Here is a 17,732-nt window from a genome sequence, read left to right on the forward strand (position 1 = left end):
GAAAGCCTTGAATAATGATGCAAGGATTGCCTTATTGGATATTCTCGAAGATAGATATGGTTTAGGGTCAACTATGATTACTTCACAGTTGCCCGTGGACACTTGGTACAACTTCATTGAGGAGCCAACTCTGGCCGACGCCATAATGGACAGATTGTCAGCTTCAGCACACAGAATAGCATTAACAGGAAAATCTTTGAGAACTAAAAAAAATCATTAACTTTGAAAAACATCATCTTTACTTAGTGATGATAAAGGCCGGTTTGACTGGCGTACTTTGCTCCGGAATAAATGGCGACCTTTAGCGCGGAATGGTGGCGTACTTTCGTCGGAATATCCACACAACCTCCAAAAAAATCTAAATCGGCACAAAAAACATAAAATACAGCCTCATTTAAGTCATTTTAAGCGAGGTTTGTTTTAAAGTTACTGGATTTCGTAGACTGTAATAAGAATAGTATGAAAAAGATGCCAGGCATCTTTTTCTGTTTTATAGCGTAAGTTATACTTGTCAATTCGTGATTAAAGCTTGTCAATAACGGAGGAATCGATTTCATGCTAAAGAAGGAAATCTTATTCCTTCTATATTTGAGCTATGGAATGTTACGAAATAATAGGGCTAATTGTTGTGTGGTTTGTAGGTCTTTACCTGTGAGGGAAGTTTTATGAGCATTTGAGGAATAGGCATTACAATGATATTTGGAAGAGTAGGGGGAAGGAGTGAGAAGATGCTGATGAGGTGTCTCTTTTTTGTTTTACGGTTCCTTGTATCTCAAGTAAACTTTCTATTATGTTTTAATTTAAGTCAAATATCACTAAATGTGGGTATTGTAATATCAACTTAAAAAGCTTCTATTTACGAGCAAAGATAAATAGTACAGATCGAGTTAGAACTAAAAAGAAGGTATAACTTATTGATGTTATTTAGGAGTTGCAGGGAATTATAAAAAGCACCATCAAACAAATGAGAATACTTTATCGACTTTTACTTACGTTCAACGCTACATCGCTGATAATTGTAATCTTTTTAATTAAAGAAAATATTATTATAGAACACATTTCTAATAACTTTCTTTACCCAAATTATATTTCCTTTTCTATATACTCATTTATTCCAATTTTTTTGACATACATAAGTTTATTAATAGGGAATTTATTAGCTACTGCCAATATTAAAATGGGTACTATTAAAGAAATAGAGCTTGCTAATAATGCGTTTTTGCCCAGTTATTTAGGATATTTCTTTGTAGCATTGAGTGTTCCAAATTGTTCAACACTTTACTTTGTTTTTTTGATTTTATTTATATTTACTTTTTTGTCTCAATCACTTTATTTCAATCCATTATTTTTATTTTTCGGCTACCACTTTTATAATATAACCACTTCTAAAAATGTAAAATTATTTATAATCACTAGACAAAACATAAATGATCCAAATGAAGTGGAATTCGAAAAATTAAAAAGAATAAACAATTTTACCTTTATAGACAAACAAAAATTATGAACTACTTAATAGCTAGAAAAAAAAGAACTAATAATACTTATTACAATATTATTACGGAAAAACAAGCTGAATTTTATACAATTCCAGATGATTTAAATCCGTCACGACCATTTGATAATAATTATTCTTTGGAAGAGGATGAATGGTTTGGAATTCAAAATTTTACAGAAACTGAATATTGTATTCCAATACTACAGGGTGAATTTAATTCTGCAGTAAACAATCAAATCGGAAATAATGAATATTTACTTGTAAAGTTCTTTTGTGCCTATCAATCGGACAATTTTTATTGTTTCCAAAAATTTAGCTCTGGAACTTTAATTTCTCGCAAATGGTTCAATTTGAGGGAACCAATTTTAAAATCTGATCAGCCTATTTTCATATTAAAAGAAATCCCGGATGCAGTATATGTGAAAGATGTAGATACTCTTTATTTTAAAAAATTAACTGATTTAAAAACAATCTTCCCTAACATTTTTGACCTCTATAAAGAAGCTACTGATGCACAAACTGAAACGTTCTTAGCGAATGATTTTATAAATTTAGACGAGAGTTACACGACAGACATGGTAAAAAGTGCAAATAGAAAACGCATAGCAATGGCCACGGAAACATTAGCGAATTTAGATCTTGAACAACGAAATGAAATACATACGTATATCAGGGGATATTGTCCAAACTTAAGTTTTAGTGAAGAGAATTCAACATTTGATATTGTAAATGAAGAACATTTAAAATTGTTAATATTTGGAATTGAACAAAGATTTTATACGACTTTAGTTGGTAACGAAAGAAGGGTTGCTAATTCAATTTCGAGAATTGATACTCAATAACTCCCTAGTCAGCATAAAAAAATAAAAAACAGCCTTGTTTAAGGACTTTTAAATGAAGTTTGTTTCTAGTTACTTATTTAAAATAATTGTTATTAGGATTTAAAACTTTTTAATCCTAATGTAGGAAACCGTAAAGAATTGTATATTGTTTTATAGGTTTTAAAAATAGAATTGGGTATGATGAAAAAAATACAATGTTGTTTGATTTTAAAAAAATCCTATTGTGTTTTGTAATAAATATGTTTTCTCAATAATAATTTGATTAATAATCGTTAATTTGTCGAAATGAAAATTCTATTAATTTAATCAAATGATTTTAAATAATAAGCATTTTATTATTAGATTTTAGAATATATTTTTTGAATAAGACGAATAAAATGAAAAATGAAAAGCGAAATATTGCCTTGAATAGAATGAGGGGTTACTCTTCTATTTTTTCAAGCACATATTTTTTAAAATTATTGCAAAATGACGATTATTCTTTTATTGATTCAAAAATTCTGCAATATGACTATCCAAAGATTGGGAATAGTATTAATACTTATTATGATTATATTAAATATATCTATAATGAGTTAAGTAAAGAATATCTTAATGAATATGTCTATAAAAATACTTTTATTAATGAGTTGCTTATAAAATCGTATGGTCTAAAGGATACTATTGCAATAAATGAATTTAGAGTAGGGGATTCAATAGCTGATATTGTTTTATTTAATGGAACGAGTAAAGCTTTTGAAATTAAAACAGAATTAGATTCTAATAAACGACTAAATGGACAATTAGCCGACTATCGTAAAATTTTTAAAGAATCCTATATTGTTACACATGAAGCATTAATTGACAAATATTTAAAAGAAGATGAATCCGTTGGCATAATAGCGTTGGAGGAACATTCCAGGTCATTAAAAATGATTGAAATAAGACCTGCAAAAGTAAATTTGGAAATAAATTCTGAAACAGTTATTCGTTCCATCAGAACCAATGAATATAAAGGGATTATTAAACAGTATTACGGTGAATTGCCAACAATGAATAGCTTCAATATGTTTGATATATGTAGCGATTTATTGGCGCAAATACCGAAAGAAGATTTAAATAAATTATTTATCGAGCAATTAAAAAAGAGAAAGTCCAACACTATCAAAATTGATTCTTTTTTTAAGGAGTTAAGACAAATAGGGTTGGCAATGAATATTAATGATAAAATGCATCAAAATTTATTAGCTAAACTAAACAAACCAATAGAAATCTGACATTATGTATTATCCATATTTAAGAGGAAGACAATTTGAATTAATTGCATTAAGAGAGTTTGCGGAAATTCGCGGGCAAAATAATAATGTAGTTCCTATTATTGAACCAGTTAAGAAAACTTTTAACAGCATGAAGATTGCTCTTCCAATGCTTATAGAAGCTAAAGTTAAATTTGCGTTGGTTTTAAATCCTCAAGTTGGAGAGATTGATGATATGGGTTTAATAATAGAAGGGTTAGGGGAATGTTTAGGTGATGTATCTAAATGGATCCCTTCTTTTGTTGTGTCAAATAATTATGAAGATATAAGTCGTTTAATTGCTGTTACGGGGTATACTGATGTGATGATAATTTGTAATGATCTAACAGATACAGGTGATGAAGCATTTAATCGTTTAATTTTATCCGACGAAGTAAAATATATTGTTTCTAAAGAAAATAGAACATTAAAGAGAAATCTCTTAGATAAAAATAAAATTTTAATAAGATTAGATGATAATTTTAGTGGACAAAAACGGAACAGTGATTATTTAGAAATGGCAGAAGAAAAATTCTCTGAAGAGCATATTTTTTATAAGGATGATGGGTATCAAGGTTTTTCTGACTATACAGTTATAGTCAGTGACTTTTTTGAAGGAGGAGGAGCACCTTTTGCGGTAGCAATACATTTAACTTATATAAAAGTGAATAGAGAGGTTTGGATTAGACATTTTACATCAACGAGTAATTTTGATAGAGCCAACATCCAAGGAAAGTTTGCAGAAGCTTTAAAAAAAGCGATAAATTTTATTAATACGAATAATATTCATAACGGAGCAACAGACGAATTGAGAAGATATTTTACTGAAAGCAGATATCCAGGGCTTGGAATGGTTAAAAAAATTGCGATAAAAAATCATCTTGAACTAATTAATGGAATAATTTAATTTTTCTGTAAAATTATGAAAGTCTGTAGTAGTTGTTTTTGTGATGCTGAACTTAAAAGATTTATTGAATCAAATATGTCTTCAATAGGTATTTGTGATTATTGTGGTAAAGGCAATGAATCTGAACTCATTGAATTAAATGAGCTGCTCGATTTTTTCAGTGAATTTTTAAATATTTTTCAAGAAGATGAAAACGGTAAGCCATTAGTAGATTTAATAACAGAAGATTGGAAATTATTTTATGACAATGAAATAAGTAGTGATATTTTAATTGATGTTTTCGAATTATTGAAATCTAACTTTTCTAATCCTACTCAAAATGTAATTTATAACAACGAAATTATAGACTGTACTTCTTATTGGGAAGATCTAAAAAATGATTTAAAATGGGAAAGACGTTTTTTAACGGATGTTAATGATATTTTTGAATTAGGATGGGATGGTTTCTTTAATAAGCAGAGTATACTTTCAGATGATATTTTGCTTTATAGGGCCAGGATTCATAAAAACGATAGTGAACCAGTATACGAGGTCAATCAAATGGGTTGCCCTGATAGAACAGATGTGTCTGGAGAAAGAGCCAATCCAGAAGGGATACCTTATCTATATTTAAGTATAACTGTTGATACCACTTTTTATGAAACTAGAGCAACTTATTTAGACGAAGTAAGTATAGGTAGTTTTAAAATTAAAGAAAAAGTTGTTTTAGTTGATTTTACAGAAGAATCAAGCGCATTTATGAATATGGGGAATATTTTAGAATATACAAAAAGTATGTTACTTAAAAAATATATTAGTTCTGATTTATCAAAGCCACTACGAAGATATGATTCTGTATTGGAATATATACCAACACAATTCATTTGTGAGTTTATTAGATATATTACAAATGCTGACGGCATAGTTTTTAATAGTTCATTGCATTTAGGAGGAAAAAATATAGTCCTTTTTGAAGAAAATAAAGTAGAATGTTTTGAAGTTAATAAGTATAGAGTTAAAGACGTTAATATTAGTCATACACTCTTATAGCTTAAAGAGTAAAAAAACACTCCTTATTGAAGCGGAAAGTAATTGTTTAAGGATTATTTTTCTTTTTTTACCAACTGATTATTGCTTGAGCAATCTTGAAGATTTGTAATATCTGGAGCGTTTTTCTAATTTCTTCAAAGAGTACTTTTATTTTTTTGATCTGGTATTAGCCAAAGTAGGATAATCATTGCAGGGATGAAAATTATAAAACTCTCTATTGTTTGCAATGTATTATATATATGACATGAAATAAAAAAGGACATGAAAAATAGGGATTTGAAACAGAATTAGATCCTATATTATTGTGAAAATTTTTAATATATGTTTTTCATAAGCAAAAAAAAACACAATTATGACGACAAATTATGTATCGGTTAAGATCAATTTATAACTTATTAGATGGGCATCAAGAATTGGAGAATCAGGAAATCTACTTCGCTCCATCCGAAGATTTGAATGATCCTATGGAAGGTTTTCTTGATGTTTATTGGGATGGAGATGCAGTCGTTTGGGAGAACTTATTAAAGCATTTTTTAATGTGCATCGAACAAGTCTTTACTTTAAATCTAGTTGGAGGAGAAGCGATAAATATTAAATCGAAAGAAATTCCTGTTTTCAAAAATAGGTCTACTTACCCCACGAATCAAGCAAAAGAAATTTATTTAGAAATTGAAAAGTGTTTTTTTGACTTCGATTATATAAATAAATTGCCAGAAAATTTATCAAGTAGAAACAATTCAATTAGAAGGGATGAACTGATTACTTATTTGAGGTTAGTACATGCTTACGCAATTCAGTCTATTACTACGGTATATCAAAAGCATAACTTTATTAAGAATAGAAGTGATGGAAAACGATTTGAAGAATTACAAAAATTTATAAAAGAAAAAGACCTTTTTATCGATATCCTTAACCGCACTGAAAAAGAATTTTCAGGAAATGATGATTTGGCTTCAACATTTTTTTCTGTGGCAGGTAAGGTTGCTGATGAATTGAGTTTATTGAGCGCATTTAATAGCACTTTGTCAACTTCCTCAAATAAGTTCTTTCTTTTTAATGAATTTCCTCAAGCCTATGTGTCAAGAATAGAAGAAATTACATATCCAAATTGGTATACGGCGTGTTTTATGTCTAGTTGTAATAATTCTTCTATCTGGGGACATTATGGTGAACAGCATAAAGGTGTATGCTTAAAGTTTAAAACAAGTTCAATAGGAGAAAAAATACAACTTAACATTGAGAAAGTTAATGGTTGTAATGAAAATGGAGTTACAATTGGTATGGTGCCTCTTACTTTTTACAAAGTAAATTATGAGAATAAGCATATTGAAATTGATTTTTTTAAATCTTTGGGAAGGCTACAGGTTTTTATACTTAGAAGCCACTGGTATACCGATAAAGAGGGAAATGTAAGCAAGTGTGCTGATCCGATTTCGAAAGACCCTGAAGTGGCAAAAAAGTGGCATTCGGAATATTGGAAAAGCTTTTATAGAGGTGTCACTACAAAGTTAGAGGATTGGAACTATGAAAACGAATATCGATTGATTGTAACTAATATGTTAGACGATTTTGATACTGTCAAAAGCAGAAAATTAAAATATGATTTCAGTAGTCTTGAAGGAATAATATTTGGTATAAAAACATCCAATAAAGACAAATTGAAAATAATGAAGATTGTAGATGATAAATGTACAAAATACAATCGTACCGATTTTAACTTTTATCAAGCATATTATTCTAAAGAGACAGGAAAAATAGAATATGAATTATTAAGTTTGATAAAACCAGTGTGAGTTTATATTTGCATTCATTTGATTGAAAATTATGTATTTCTTTTTTTTTAATGATGAATTTTATTTGGTTTCTCACGCTTTCTATGAGAACACTGCTCCGCACTCTATGATGAAAAATGCTTGGCTATTATAACTCAGACGACCTTCTTTTTTGAGTGTTTGAACTGAGAAACCTAGTTTTATCAAATCTATATATTCAACAAAAGCGTCTAAAAACCGAACTTGATTGTCGGGACTTATAGCGTCTTCTAAACTTGAAAAACGCAGTTGTTGGCGGGAAATTCCGGGATGTGTTGCATTCTTAAAAATAAGAATAATCTTCTTTTTATAAAAGTATTTTGCTATATTTGGTGGTAGTACAACGGAAGTTTTTTTACAGACTGACGTTGGCAGATATTTTGGGACAAATCGTAAAATCAGTAACCTTGATAAAAAATTAATGGAATTCTTTAAAAATTTAGATTTTGAAATTATAAAAAGTGATTCTTTTAAAGAAGATAGCGTGAGAGAAGAAATTTTAGCACCATTATTACAGTGTTTAGATTTTTCTGCTTTTGGTGTAAATAAAATCATTCGTAGCCAAAATCTAAAACATCCATACATATATTTTGGAACGAAAAAAGAAAACATAAATATTATACCAGATTATTTACTTCAAATCGAAGGAATCAATAAAGTTATAATTGATGCTAAATCTCCTAAAGAAAATATTTTATCAGGGAAAAATCCCGAACAAGCATTCAGTTATGCGATTCATAAAGAAGTTAGAGCTGAAATATATGCTCTTTGTAATGGTCTTGAATTTGTAATATTTAATGTAAATGAGATTGAACCAGTTTTTTATTCTAAAATAGAAGATTTAGAATCAAATTGGGATAAATTCTATAGAATAATGAGTCCGTTAGGATTAACTAAACCACACGTTTTTGGTTACAAACCCGATTTCGGAATTAGATTATTAAAAACTGGTGCTAAACTTGGAGATAAACAATATTTTTTAGGTGTATGGCTAAATACAATTGCTAAACTTGATGAAGATAATTATTCTTTTTCTTGTGGCATTCCTTTAGGCGAAGATTGTATCGGAACTTTTGATTTTAATAAGACTTTATTTGAAAGCTTTTTAAAGCAAATTCCAGATGAAAAAAGAGAAAAAACTAAAAATGCTTTATCACATGCGCCTTTTAAAGAAATTTACATGTCACAAGAAGAATCGTATGAAGTTGCTTTTGAATGTGAATTAAGTTCAAAAATAATAGAACTGGAGCACGATATATTTTGCCCTCTAAAAATAAACGAATTTATTGTAATATAGAAAAACATCTGCCAACAATAAGGGTTTGGTTGCGTGCCAGCACGAATAATGAAATTCGTTTTGAACGCAACAGAAATAGGTAAAAAGTATTTATTATAGTTTAAGTCCCATATATTTACTTTCTAATTAACAAAAATCAATTCGTTTAGAGGTTTTTAGATCGATAGTTATCGGACGACTGACATTAGGGCGATATTATGCAAACCTAATACTAAGAAAAGTGAAAGAGAAATCAACTCACGAAGAAATATACGAAAAGCTTTCTTCTCTTTTTAATTTAAAGTTCAAAGCACAACTAAAAGATAGTCCAATCGAGTTCGATAATTTTTTGCTAGTAAAAAATGTTGTACTAGAGAATGAAAATTACGTAATTTTATTCCGAAAAGAGAAAGAGATTTTAAAATTTAGAAATAGAGATGAATTTTTATCTAGTTTTATAAGTTTCATTGATATAAAGATTAACCAATTTGAAGAAGAATTCAAAGATCTCCAAAAGTTTGAAAGTATGTCAATGGGAATTAAATACAATGAAAATGAAGTTTACATGCGCCATGAAAGCATTGGACATGGAACAACCAAACTAAATCAAATTAGAGAAAAGCTTGTAAATGCAAATAAGCCGAGTTCAAAATAAAAGAAAAAAATCAGCTATCGGCTGAGTTTTCGTTGCGTAAGCAGCAGAAACAATTTAACTGGTGTTAATTGCACCAGCAAGTTTTTAAATCAGATGTATCTACTTTGTAATTAATAAAATAAAGGTTCGTTTAGCGGTTTTTAGACATACTGATGTTATACTCAATTTCTCCAAAAATGTACAAAAAAAGCGCTCAGGATTAAATCCAAAGCGCAATTTTATTTTAAAGTGAATCAATAGTTTCATGCAACCTTTCAGCATAAGCGAAAGCAGGTACCATTACCCATTTTTTTGTAACTCTGAAAATCCAAAAAATAAGGAAAATTAAAAGAAAAAGTTCTCCTATAATAAAAATGTTTGGTAGTAATTCCAGTCGCCAAACTACCATAGTAGACACAAAGTATAAGTAAGTAAAAGCCATTAAAATCAAAATAAGAAGAATTGCATATGGTTTTAGTCCCCATAAATTTCTTCTGAAACCGTATGCTATATTCTCCTTAAAAATCAGAGGGTATTTATTCACATCTCTCGTTTTTCCGATAACATATCGTGTCCAGGATTTATAAACTTCATCCGCCTTATCGCAATTATTCACTTCATAATTCTGATCAATTGCGTGACCAATAGGACATATCTGTTCCATTTTAGAATGAATTCTGGATTTTGAGTATTGATCTATTCGCGTATCGAGCCATCTAAATAACTGTGTGGATGGAGCTCCGCCCCAATCCAACCACAGTTTTTCTTCTTTTGCTTTTCCTGCATCTCTTCCCAATTGTGCAGTTAAATAAGCAAATAAGCCAACTACTCCAATCGGGAGCCCAAAATGATAATAAGTTTGAAAATCCCAACCTGTTACAACCAAAATAACACTTAATGGTAAATAAAATAGAATCATCGGATAAATTCGTGCTGTTAAATTATACCTATCCACAGCTATTCCTCCACCTCATTAAAAAATGGGACAGAACTCGCAGCACTCCAGCCATCGCGAGGTGCATTTATATTATGCATTAATATATTGCCGTTAGTTTTATAAACATTTGCACCGCGTCGCTTAAAAGCATTAGTAACTTTTTTTGCAGGGTGTTTTGGTGCATCCTTTGAAGCAGATACAAATGCGGTCTGACATTTAATAGCATCTAAAATCGATGGTGAAATATTTCTTTTGCTTCCATGATGCGGCGCTTGCATAAATGACACATTTGAAATATCAATTTCTTTATTTTGGGCAAATTCAATAACCTTTTTTAGAGATTGTATACCTGAATCTCCTGTAAAAAAATATTTTCTACTATTTACCTGTAAAAGTACCACAGCACTTGAGCGATTTTCAGCAGATGTTTCACCTGTTTCATCCAACGTTTCAATATCCATCGTTTCTTTAATCCAAGTGATTGCGCTTTGATATGTGCTAAATGCTTTTTCCATAACCGTCTTTGCCTGTGGACTTCGTGCAAAATCCGGTATAAGTTCCCTGTAATAATCTATAGATGGACCAAGTACTTTAATTGCTCCATCTTCATTTTCGCGTCCTGCAAAAGGCTCACGAACATCGATACCTTTTTCTTCAGCCAGTTTCACTAGTTCATGAGCATAAGTATATGCATCTTTTAATCTATCACTCAAGCTAGTATCAGTAATTCGTCCATCGTGAAAAAGGTCACATATTTTTTTTGAATGATCCCAAGGTTTATGAATCCACAGTTCTCCCACTGAGCAGTGGTTCATGACTTGTCTTAATCCTGATGCATGATCCGCATCAGGATGTGTGCAAATAACTAAATCCACATGATTGGTGTTATAGAACTGTTGAATATGTTCTACAAGCCTATTGCCTGAATCTTTTGTTCCTCCATCGATAACTACCACTTTAAATGATGATCTTTCAGAGAAATCTCCGTAACGGAATACTATCGCATCGCCACTTTTTTCACCGCTGTCTACCGGTAAGAAATCTATTTGTAACTGTTCGTCCATAAGTTTTTATTTTGCATTACCATAAAGTATAATATCGGAAATTATATATCGCAATCTATCTTTAAGGTCAAATTCAATTTCTAATTCCTCTGCTTTATTGCACATTTCTAAAAGTGTAGAAAGGTTAGTGATTTCATTATCAATTTTTGTTTTAAAAATATCAGATAGTCTCTTTATATGACCAAAAGAACTTCTAGGTCCATCAATCTTAGCCTGTATCTTCATTCTCAACTCATCAGGAGTTTTAATCGTTTTAACTTCCTTTAATTCTTTTATAAATCTATCACTGGTATTGAGAATGTTCTGCATTGACTTCAACGTTGCAAAGACATTTTCGGGCTTTGTGGTATGAGAAATTTTCACCCTATTACTTTCAAATCGATTTTCCTTTGGAAATAGATAAAACCCATCTTTATTGTCCTTACCTATATTAATAATATTTAAAAAATTCAAAGAACCTTTTCCTAAGTCATTTGTTGAAACTTTAATCGCAGTTGAAACTTTACCAAATTCACCTGCGTCTTTTTTAAACCTTTCATCGACTATAATTTCTAATTTGGATTCATTAATATGTGCTGAATTGATTTTGTATTCAACTCCACTATTCTTTTTCATAAAATCATGAAATGCTAGCATGGATGATACAAATGCAAAATCAACCCCATATTCATAATACTTATTAGTTGAAGTAATACCTCTCAAATAGGTAACTCCTTCATTTTCAACAAGACGATAACTCCGATGCTTGTTATAGTTATCTGAACTACTAGCCAAATCTTTAAAATACTGAATGTTTTGTCTTGCCAGACCAGACAAACCATTTTCAAATAGACTATTAGCGTACTTGGTCATCACATATTCATCCAGATAAGTATTTTTTGAATCATACTTTGCAACAGTTTTCAAGTTTTCCTTCACCTCATCAACGACCACATACTCATCAAATTGAAAAACTATTTCCTTTTTCTTTTCTCCATCAATTACAAGCATTTCTTCAAAAACACTAATATGCTTTATTTCGGCTTTGATCGACTTTCGTTTATAATTTGTAATAAAATATTTAATACGTTTATAAATAATATCTATAAAGTCGATAGTAATGATTTCATTTTTAATTTTATCAATTTCAAATTCAGCATACATTTTTTCTTTATAAGGATGATCTTCCATCAATTCCCATAATTTCTCTACCTTAAGCTTTCCTGTACTTTCATCAGGGTTAAGCTCTACTGCTTTTTGTACAAATTTTTCTTTCATAATTACTTTTCTTTTTACTCATTATAAATGATTCGATTATGTGAAGTTCTAACTGCATCAAAACGAATACGGTTAATTACTTCTTTGACCGCCTATTATTAACATCAATTTTTTTAATCACAAAACTTTTTTTATGATAAAACTGCTATAATCAATCCTCCCATCCACAGAGTGTTAATCCGTAGTTCTGGGCTTGAGAAAGTGATGTTTTTAGTATATCGTGTTTACAGGCTGATAACCCCCGACAGTTTTCATTATAATGGTATTTTTTTGCTCCTCGTGGACCGCAGATATAGACGTCTGTTTTTTCAACATGAAAGGAGGTTAATGTCACCAATAATAGTATTAAAGCAATGAATTTCATATATTATTTTTTTACTAGAAGAATTACTAATTTGTTTCTGCGAATTCAGTGGTGGCAATTAATTTGCCATCTCGATTGACACTACGATTGCTAATATATTAGACAGGGTTTACTATAAAATCTTTAATCACTTTATCCATATTACTTGGCAGCCCCGTTTCCTTAATTTCAAACCGTTTCACTTTCATTCCAGTAAACCAATTACTCCAATATTCCTTGATTACTTTTCCTTCATAAGGGTTCTTTTTATCCGGATTTACACCCAAAACTAAAATTTCCAGATTTGATAAGTTTTCATTTGCTTTAATAAAACCAAAATGTTGCTGCTGCATTTTTTCCTTCCAATTGGCTTTGTTTAAACCATTGGAACGGATCATTTCCGGTAACAAATATGACGTTGCATTTCCTTCTTTTATTTTAGTGTCTTTATAAAAAATATAACCATCAGTGAGTATTACCAGGATATTTCTACGACTTGTGTCAATGCAATAATCATTAACATTATTTTCAAAAAACTTCCATATATCAGCCCCTATATAATTGTTGTCTTTTATGGCTAAATCATAAATTTTAGCAGTTTCATGATTATAGGTTGTATTGACTAAACTTATACCGCTTTTTGAAGCATTATTTTTATTAATCTCAAATTTTAATTTCTTTGAGATAGTATTAATTTCTTGGTTTTGCGGTTCAGGATTAAAATAAACTTCTATTTTATCATTTATAAGTCTCACTTTTTTATTTCTAATATGATTTGTAAACGCCTGGGAAATAGAATTGATATACCCTAAATCTCTCTGATAAAATTCCATTGCTGTATTTGAATATTTCTGGGGATCTATTCTATCCGATAGATCTAAAAGGATACTAATATTGTAGTTTATATTGGAACTGTTTACTTTTGTGATTTGTGTTTTTTCTTCGGATTTATTGGTAATTTCCTCATTTTTACAAGAAATCATTAAATTAGAGAGTAGCAACAACAGTAAAATTATTTTAAGATATTTTTTCATAAGTACTAATTTTTTGAGTAAACTAAATGTTGAAAATCTGGATTTATTAAATCGAGTGATTTTAAATGCTCTAAGGCAATGCTATCGCATTCAGTAAGCAAATCATCTTTTTGGTTTTTAGCCAGTGCTATTTCTGTTCCAATAGCTTGAAACCAGCCTTCTTTATATTGATTGTGATAGTTTAAATATTCTTTTACTGGAAAAACAAAGCCATCAATTTTTGATTGTAAGACTTTTATATCGCCTCTATGATTATCCATTTTATTTTTAAAATCAAGTATCTTATTTAAATTGATTAATTTAACTTTTTCAAAATTTATAATTTCTTCTTTTTTACCCCTAATGAAGACTCTTATTTTATCTTTATTCTCATTCTCTTTCATCACAAAATCAAAGACTAATCCCCAGATAACATAAACCACAAATCCTGCAAAAATAATCATCCAAAATTCAGATTGATGTAGCGCAATTTCTAAGTCATAGAGTGGTGAATCAGGAGTCTTATTAAACTCATAAATTTTCTTTTCTATCACATAAGCCAATAAACCATCAAATAAAAATGTTGTAGCGAAAAGAGCAATTATTCTAAATGTTTTTTTTATTCCGATGCCTTTTTGCATCATGTGAATTACATAACCCAATCCCATGAATACAAAAGGGATAGTAATGACTAAAACTCCTTCAAGCCAACTTGCCTTAAGTGCATTCGTCAAAGCATCAGCGTCAAAAATAGCAGCAGTTAAGCTTGAGTCAGTGAACTCTTTAAAAAAAGCAGAATAGGATGCAGAGATATAAAAGACTAAGAGATATAAGGTTATTGGCAAGAGTAATATTAAACCAATATAAAACTGTGCAGACCCCCCTTTTCCATCATCAATATATTTTTGTGGATTTACTTTTACATCAACAATTTCATGTTGAGTGTTTTCAATCTTATGCTCTATTTCCTGCTCCTTCTGTTCATAAATTCCTACGGCAGTTTCACATTTTTTAAGCTCTGTCCTACTTTTTTCTTGTTCTTCTCTATAGGGTTGTTTTAGTCTTTCTTGCTCTAAAATTTGTTTGCGACATTGGTCTTCAAAACTGCTGAATAAATTTTGCAAACAGGCTCTAAGAACAATGGGTTTCCCGGTTGCCTTTATTGAAGCGGCAAATCCGCTTTGATAATATGTAATTCTTATTTGTTCTCTGTCTTCCTCGTTCTGTGGACTACTATTTATTTGGCTTACTTCCGTTTTCTTAAGGCTAAATAATTGTTGTAATGATTTCATAAATTAAGAATTTAATTGATTAATAATCTCCTTTTTATCAATGCCTTTCTGAACACAATCGATAAGATAACTACTTAATTCATCTATATTCTCATCTAAGAACTCAAATTTTTTGCAATACTTTTTTAGCGTATTTAATTCATCACCCGTAATTTTTCCGTCGGCCCACATAATACGCGTCAAATCATACAAATATTCAATTCTTATATTTAAATCTTCTGGAACATTTGCTTCCTGATTAACTGGATTAAGAAATAATTTATCTAATTCTTCCCTGGGAATTCCCCTTTCCTCTGCTAAATGATATAACATTTGCAGCTCAAGAGTATCAAAATTATCGTCAGTTAAAGCCATCTGATATAGTCTAAGAAAATGGCTTTTCAACTGGATACTTATAGTCGAATTTGAATTCATACTTTAAAAAATTAAATGGTTATTATTTGTTTTGCTTCCTTTTAAACTAGGATTCTCCTATTCTTTTTGAACTTTTAGTGCTTTTACCCTTTTTTGAAAGAGTCTTCTTTTTTGCGGCAGGCGCACAAACGCCACAGCTTCCTCCTTCTTTTGCGCAATGCTTACAACCCGAACAATTTTTGCAGGCGGAACAATATTCCGAACCGGAACATCCCCGAGCCTCACAGCTTGAAGCAATTAATTTTTTGGTAGTTGTTTGACTTGAAGCGGTCCAACTAAAAAGGAGAAATAAACAGGTGTATAAAAATATTTTCATAATAAAGTATTCTTAGTTAAACAGTTGATAAAATGCGATACCGAAACCCAAATAGATAATAAATGTCAACAGACATCCACTGGATTTTGATGAATTAAATGATTTCCTGAAAGATGCACCAGGCACTCCAGTCCTCACCGAGAAACCCTTGTTACTAATCGTTCCGCCTTTAGTCCTCAGACTTGGTGAAATTCCTGACTTACTAACATTTAACCCTAAACCACCGCCAAGGTTAATTCTTTTGGAGAAGCGAAAGCCCATTTAACTTTTATGACAGTCATTTGAACAGGTTTTACAACCGTCGGCCTTTGAATACGTTTTCTTAGCTTCAGTAACAGCCGATTTACAATTTTCATGTAGACCTAAAGCTTTCCTATTTAAAAGACCTGGTAGGAACTGACAATCTGCTGTGTGCACTTCGTGATCACCATTGTATTGTGCTTGCGTGTTTACGTAATAATTTTTCATGATTTCTATTTTTTTAATTGATTAATCTTTCCGCTATTTCCTTACCGCTAATTACTATTTTTGAAGGAAGCAGCATTTGTGTTTCATTTGTAATAGGATTTTTAAAGATTTCAAAACCTCCTCTACAATTTTTATATCTGAAATAAAAAGCTTTTAATCCTTCTAATAATCCACGCTCCTGCGCTGCTTCAAAAACATAATTGGAGCATGATTTCCTGAAAATGCATTTTCTTCTTTCCTTCTCTGGGAGAAGCCAGTAGAACCGTATAGTCAAAAGGATTAAATATTTCATCTTATTTTTCAAAAACAACCATTTGTCTATTTGTCGTAAATCCGGGCTTTCCTCCGAGTCCAAAGCAACCAGATTCGGGTTGCACAAAAGTGGAAACACTCTCTAGTCTTACATATTTCCAACCTTGGGCGGTATAATTCTTTATTAAACTTTCTAACTGTTCAGCAACATGATTAGAATTTCCTTTATTGGCATCTATTGAAGCTACGAAAGGGACTACTTTATATTCCATATTTTTTATATTTAAATAATTTTATTCAAATTAAAAACAATTAAAAATCAAGTCCTTACGGTAAACCGTAATCTGGGTCATTATTTTATTTGCCCCATAAAAAAAGCCCCCGAAGGAGCTAGAATATGAAAAATAAATTAGGGTATGCCGGGAGTGAAATTTTAAATAATTCCTAAATCCTTAGCTATAGCTACAAGATGTACCGTGTTATTTGCTTTGAAATAAATTTTGAGTTTATTGATATGCTTTTCAATAGAACTTTTACTATGAGGGCCAATACCTTCCACTTTAAATAACGCTTCAATATTTTCTTGAGAGATTCCTCTAGAGAGATATTTGATTAACTGTACGTCATAATTATTTATTTCGCTTGTGGTCGTATCTTGAAGCAGGTACAACAATTCAGGAGAAATATTTTCTTGTTCGCCGTTGTACGCTTTTTGAATGGCTCTTTTTAGGTCATATATTGTATTTCTTCCTTTTAATACATACCCATCGATATGAAGTTCATCAAATAATAATTTGACACGGTGCGCTTTGTCTTCAATCGAAAAAACAATTATTTTAATATTAGGGCATTGCTTTTTTGCGGCAGCTATCAATTCTTCGCCCGAATTGAGTTTGTTCAATTGATGGTCCTCTTTGAAGGACAAATCAGAAATAAGTAGTTGAAAAGGCATACCCTCTAAATTTGCTTTTTTAAGCTTCAACAAAGCTTCATCACAATATTTTGCATACTGAATTTCTTGAACATCAAGTTCATTCAGTATTTGGGCAGCACCCAAATCATTAAAATCGATATCATCCGCAATTAAAACTTTTGTAAACATATTTAT

General features: G+C 30.5%; 19 protein-coding genes. 8 read left to right on the forward strand and 11 right to left on the reverse strand.

What is annotated here, in order from left to right:
• The 8 genes from BUC23_RS16605 to BUC23_RS16645 all read left to right on the forward strand — a co-directional run.
• A partial coding sequence (locus BUC23_RS16605) for an ATP-binding protein (RefSeq protein WP_167365604.1) occupies window positions 1-220 on the forward strand: 220 nt, incomplete at its 5' end.
• A 1,280-nt stretch (window positions 221-1,500) separates the two neighbouring features.
• Complete coding sequence (locus tag BUC23_RS16615; RefSeq protein WP_073211644.1) at window positions 1,501-2,337, forward strand: hypothetical protein; 837 nt, start codon at window positions 1,501-1,503, stop codon at window positions 2,335-2,337.
• A gap of 377 nt (window positions 2,338-2,714) precedes the next feature.
• The gene (locus BUC23_RS16620; protein ID WP_073211647.1) at window positions 2,715-3,593 is read left to right on the forward strand and encodes a sce7726 family protein; all 879 of its coding nucleotides are present in this window, start codon (window positions 2,715-2,717) and stop codon (window positions 3,591-3,593) included.
• A 4-nt stretch (window positions 3,594-3,597) separates the two neighbouring features.
• Window positions 3,598-4,518 (forward strand): sce7725 family protein, encoded by a 921-nt coding sequence (locus BUC23_RS16625; protein ID WP_073211650.1) that lies wholly within the window; start codon window positions 3,598-3,600, stop codon window positions 4,516-4,518.
• A gap of 15 nt (window positions 4,519-4,533) precedes the next feature.
• Window positions 4,534-5,547, forward strand: coding sequence for an RES domain-containing protein (locus BUC23_RS16630; RefSeq protein ID WP_073211653.1), 1,014 nt, complete (start codon window positions 4,534-4,536; stop codon window positions 5,545-5,547).
• A gap of 365 nt (window positions 5,548-5,912) precedes the next feature.
• Window positions 5,913-7,340, forward strand: a complete 1,428-nt coding sequence (locus BUC23_RS16635; protein WP_073211655.1) for a DUF2971 domain-containing protein — start codon at window positions 5,913-5,915, stop codon at window positions 7,338-7,340.
• A 439-nt stretch (window positions 7,341-7,779) separates the two neighbouring features.
• The gene (locus BUC23_RS16640; protein WP_073211658.1) at window positions 7,780-8,655 is read left to right on the forward strand and encodes a type I restriction enzyme HsdR N-terminal domain-containing protein; all 876 of its coding nucleotides are present in this window, start codon (window positions 7,780-7,782) and stop codon (window positions 8,653-8,655) included.
• Window positions 8,656-8,875: 220 nt separating this feature from the next.
• Complete coding sequence (locus BUC23_RS16645) at window positions 8,876-9,289, forward strand: hypothetical protein (protein WP_073211660.1); 414 nt, start codon at window positions 8,876-8,878, stop codon at window positions 9,287-9,289.
• 223 nt (window positions 9,290-9,512) lie between these two features.
• On the opposite strand, the gene BUC23_RS16650 is transcribed toward BUC23_RS16645, so the two are convergent.
• From BUC23_RS16650 to BUC23_RS16710, 11 genes are all read right to left on the reverse strand, one after another.
• On the reverse strand, window positions 9,513-10,187 hold the full coding sequence (locus BUC23_RS16650) for a hypothetical protein (RefSeq protein ID WP_073211663.1): 675 nt from the start codon (window positions 10,185-10,187) through the stop codon (window positions 9,513-9,515).
• Window positions 10,188-10,225: 38 nt separating this feature from the next.
• Window positions 10,226-11,269 carry a ComEC/Rec2 family competence protein gene (locus BUC23_RS16655; RefSeq protein WP_073211666.1) on the reverse strand — a complete coding sequence of 348 codons (1,044 nt, stop codon included), beginning with the start codon at window positions 11,267-11,269 and terminating at the stop codon, window positions 10,226-10,228.
• Window positions 11,270-11,275: 6 nt separating this feature from the next.
• Entirely contained in the window at window positions 11,276-12,526 is a 1,251-nt protein-coding gene (locus BUC23_RS16660) for a hypothetical protein (RefSeq protein WP_073211669.1), read from the reverse strand.
• A 462-nt stretch (window positions 12,527-12,988) separates the two neighbouring features.
• A complete protein-coding gene (locus BUC23_RS16670; RefSeq protein WP_073211675.1) occupies window positions 12,989-13,903 on the reverse strand; it encodes a hypothetical protein in 915 nt (304 codons plus the stop codon).
• A gap of 5 nt (window positions 13,904-13,908) precedes the next feature.
• Complete coding sequence (locus tag BUC23_RS16675; protein WP_073211679.1) at window positions 13,909-15,174, reverse strand: ABC transporter permease; 1,266 nt, start codon at window positions 15,172-15,174, stop codon at window positions 13,909-13,911.
• 3 nt (window positions 15,175-15,177) lie between these two features.
• Window positions 15,178-15,528, reverse strand: a complete 351-nt coding sequence (locus BUC23_RS16680) for a hypothetical protein (RefSeq protein WP_244153851.1) — start codon at window positions 15,526-15,528, stop codon at window positions 15,178-15,180.
• A gap of 388 nt (window positions 15,529-15,916) precedes the next feature.
• Complete coding sequence (locus tag BUC23_RS17865) at window positions 15,917-16,165, reverse strand: DUF4236 domain-containing protein (protein ID WP_073211687.1); 249 nt, start codon at window positions 16,163-16,165, stop codon at window positions 15,917-15,919.
• The gene (locus BUC23_RS16695; protein WP_073211690.1) at window positions 16,166-16,372 is read right to left on the reverse strand and encodes a hypothetical protein; all 207 of its coding nucleotides are present in this window, start codon (window positions 16,370-16,372) and stop codon (window positions 16,166-16,168) included.
• Window positions 16,373-16,385: 13 nt separating this feature from the next.
• Entirely contained in the window at window positions 16,386-16,664 is a 279-nt protein-coding gene (gene yidD, locus BUC23_RS16700) for a membrane protein insertion efficiency factor YidD (RefSeq protein WP_073211693.1), read from the reverse strand.
• 1 nt (window position 16,665) lies between these two features.
• Window positions 16,666-16,896, reverse strand: a complete 231-nt coding sequence (locus BUC23_RS16705) for a hypothetical protein (RefSeq protein WP_073211696.1) — start codon at window positions 16,894-16,896, stop codon at window positions 16,666-16,668.
• A 161-nt stretch (window positions 16,897-17,057) separates the two neighbouring features.
• Window positions 17,058-17,726, reverse strand: a complete 669-nt coding sequence (locus BUC23_RS16710; protein ID WP_073211699.1) for a response regulator transcription factor — start codon at window positions 17,724-17,726, stop codon at window positions 17,058-17,060.
• Between the last annotated feature and the right edge of the window lie 6 nt (window positions 17,727-17,732).

Source organism: Flavobacterium xinjiangense, from assembly GCF_900142885.1.
GTDB lineage: Bacteria > Bacteroidota > Bacteroidia > Flavobacteriales > Flavobacteriaceae > Flavobacterium > Flavobacterium xinjiangense.

Coding starts and splice junctions, on each gene's coding strand:
- BUC23_RS16640 (WP_073211658.1), top strand. CDS start 7,780: ATGGAATTCTTTAAAAATTTAGATTTTGAAATTATAAAAAGTGATTCT.
- BUC23_RS16630 (WP_073211653.1), top strand. CDS start 4,534: ATGAAAGTCTGTAGTAGTTGTTTTTGTGATGCTGAACTTAAAAGATTT.
- BUC23_RS16705 (WP_073211696.1), bottom strand. CDS start 16,896: ATGGAATATAAAGTAGTCCCTTTCGTAGCTTCAATAGATGCCAATAAA.
- BUC23_RS16710 (WP_073211699.1), bottom strand. CDS start 17,726: ATGTTTACAAAAGTTTTAATTGCGGATGATATCGATTTTAATGATTTG.
- BUC23_RS16680 (WP_244153851.1), bottom strand. CDS start 15,528: ATGGCTTTAACTGACGATAATTTTGATACTCTTGAGCTGCAAATGTTA.
- BUC23_RS16675 (WP_073211679.1), bottom strand. CDS start 15,174: ATGAAATCATTACAACAATTATTTAGCCTTAAGAAAACGGAAGTAAGC.
- yidD (WP_073211693.1), bottom strand. CDS start 16,664: ATGAAATATTTAATCCTTTTGACTATACGGTTCTACTGGCTTCTCCCA.
- BUC23_RS16655 (WP_073211666.1), bottom strand. CDS start 11,269: ATGGACGAACAGTTACAAATAGATTTCTTACCGGTAGACAGCGGTGAA.
- BUC23_RS17865 (WP_073211687.1), bottom strand. CDS start 16,165: ATGGGCTTTCGCTTCTCCAAAAGAATTAACCTTGGCGGTGGTTTAGGG.
- BUC23_RS16635 (WP_073211655.1), top strand. CDS start 5,913: ATGTATCGGTTAAGATCAATTTATAACTTATTAGATGGGCATCAAGAA.
- BUC23_RS16660 (WP_073211669.1), bottom strand. CDS start 12,526: ATGAAAGAAAAATTTGTACAAAAAGCAGTAGAGCTTAACCCTGATGAA.
- BUC23_RS16625 (WP_073211650.1), top strand. CDS start 3,598: ATGTATTATCCATATTTAAGAGGAAGACAATTTGAATTAATTGCATTA.
- BUC23_RS16695 (WP_073211690.1), bottom strand. CDS start 16,372: ATGAAAAATTATTACGTAAACACGCAAGCACAATACAATGGTGATCAC.
- BUC23_RS16650 (WP_073211663.1), bottom strand. CDS start 10,187: ATGATTCTATTTTATTTACCATTAAGTGTTATTTTGGTTGTAACAGGT.
- BUC23_RS16620 (WP_073211647.1), top strand. CDS start 2,715: ATGAAAAATGAAAAGCGAAATATTGCCTTGAATAGAATGAGGGGTTAC.
- BUC23_RS16670 (WP_073211675.1), bottom strand. CDS start 13,903: ATGAAAAAATATCTTAAAATAATTTTACTGTTGTTGCTACTCTCTAAT.
- BUC23_RS16615 (WP_073211644.1), top strand. CDS start 1,501: ATGAACTACTTAATAGCTAGAAAAAAAAGAACTAATAATACTTATTAC.